A 2,125-nucleotide genomic window follows, 5' to 3' on the forward strand; every position below is an offset into this window, starting at 1 on the left:
GGGCCAGGCGATGACAGCGTCATGGCGTTCACAGACTTCGGCATCGAGACGCTCAAAGGCCTCGCCGAAATCTACAAAGCCAATCCTCACCTGCTCACAAGATCGGACGACCCGAAATAGCCGTACTGCGGCCTACGCCGCATGGTTACGATACGAGGTTGCACCAGTGCGCCTCATTGTTGGTCGTATCGGCGACGTAAACGGTGTCCGACGCGTCCATGACAGACCACACAGCCTCCGCCGCCTGTTGCGAAGTGTAGTCAGAATTAACGTACCAAAACGACTTATGAATCTTCGCCCACGCACCTAGCGTTTTGATTTTGGCGATCACCGCCTCGTAGTTCTGGCCGGGGTTATTCAGATCATACGAGATGTGAAGATTGTTAGCCATTATCGCTCCATTTTTGACCTGACTGACGCCGCAACGTCATGACCATGCTGCGCGAATCATTCGAAGCCAATAGCCGCGAATCGAATTTGCAGAGTTCTTCGACGTATTCACAGGGGGGCAGTTTTTTTCGTTCGGTGGGGCGGTCGGGCTCTTGCAAAGCTCTAGAATCACTTGCCGGCCTTGTAACGCCGCACTAATCGCCTATTTACTGATCTCGACTGGCGTAACGCGGGCCTCGCTACCCCTGACGTATGAGCGGTTTGGTCGCCCGCGGCAGGCTCGTCATCTGCCATCACCCTTGTTTCAATCAGGACATTCGCCATGCGCAAATCCAGCGCTTGGAGATGGCTTGGTCGTGGGCTGATGGCGGCGCGCCTGTGGCGCGTACTGCAAGACCTATTCGACCGCTATTTCCCTGAGTTTTGAGTCGGGCTCGGTTAATTCGAGCCTTTCAAAAGTCCCGCCCGCGACCACGGATGTACTGGCGCGGGCGGGTTCTAGGGCTTGGGCTTGCAGCCAGGGCGGCGCGGGATGTCGGGGGCGTCGGACGTTTCGCTCAATGGACGAAGATCACCCGGCAACGCCATTCACACCGCCGTCGTACGGCGATGGCCTAATGAGATTGGCGAGGTGCTTGGACAGGAACTGCAAGCCGCCTGGCTGCTTGTAGAACCCCTCCGGCTAGGTCGGATGTAAACCGGCCGGAGGGGGTAAGTAAGCCGGCGCGCTCATCTGACGGAGCGCTGCCGGCTCGAGCCGCAGGCGTTCCCTCCACAGCGACCGGCGTAAAGTAGAGTCCGCGAGCCGATCCGCTATTCGCCTTAAGTCGTGCCTCTTGCTGCTTCGACCCACGCGCGCCCCTCGGCTGTGCAGGGGCGGGAAGCTAATATGGAACTGACAGCCCATCCGTGCGTTCGACTTGGAAGAGGATACCCATGAAACTTAGCCCGCGGCTCCGAAAGGGGTGGCGGGCCATTTTTGCGTTGGTGCATCTGGCTTTTCCGATCGATCAGTTCAAAATGCTCCGATGCCGCTACATTGGTTCAACCCGGCCGTGATCATTCAGGCTGATAAGCCGGGGACGAGCTATGCCGTGATCAATGTAGAGAAGGCGGGAGAATGCCTGCTCGCCTGGAAAGCGTCAGGAGCCGGCCCGAAGTGGGTGGACGCAGTGCGGGCGTGCATGGCGGCGATCAAGGGCGATGGAACTGCTGACGACGCGCGAGAAGCCTTTGAGGAGGCGGCGCAGGAGTGTGGTCGCCTTATCGTGTAGCTCACTCCTCGAGGGCTCGCGCAACAAAACGGTTGGCAACGGCGAACRTTGCGAACATGCGGGCGTCGCCGGGCGCGTCCGACAACTCTCCTAAAGGTTACCTGATGCTTCGGCTCGCAGAAGTCGGGATCTAACGGAGTTGTAGCTCCGTCGAATATTCATTCTCTGTCATTTGCGGCGAAGGCGTGCAACTCACCAAAGCCTTCGTGCGCATTAAGAATGGCCAGGTGCGGCGTCGGGTTATCGACCTGGTCGAGGCGATTGCCGAGGAACACGCTGAAAAGCCCTGATTGAAGCGTCTCGACGTTCGTTTTGACKAACGTTTCTCCCGATAAACGGATTTGAGCGCTTGACGGCGAACACGTTCGCTGCAAGAACGCTGCGCCCCGCACCGGCAGGGTCCGTGCTGGCGGCCACCAGCTTGTCCGTGCATGAAGGATCCTTCGTCCGTGTCACGCCAG

Annotated in this window: 2 protein-coding genes; one reads left to right on the forward strand and one right to left on the reverse strand. The window is 58.7% G+C overall.

Annotation, left to right across the window (positions count from 1 at the left end):
• Nucleotides 1-145: 145 nt before the first annotated feature.
• Complete coding sequence (locus AC1DJT_RS36290; RefSeq protein WP_476771108.1) at nt 146-391, reverse strand: hypothetical protein; 246 nt, start codon at nt 389-391, stop codon at nt 146-148.
• A 1,027-nt stretch (nt 392-1,418) separates the two neighbouring features.
• Between AC1DJT_RS36290 and AC1DJT_RS36295 the strand changes: the two genes are divergently transcribed.
• Nucleotides 1,419-1,664 (forward strand): DUF982 domain-containing protein, encoded by a 246-nt coding sequence (locus tag AC1DJT_RS36295; RefSeq protein WP_476836010.1) that lies wholly within the window; start codon nt 1,419-1,421, stop codon nt 1,662-1,664.
• Nucleotides 1,665-2,125 lie beyond the last annotated feature (461 nt).

The sequence above is a fragment of the Allobosea sp. 05T422_2 genome (genome assembly GCF_056396265.1).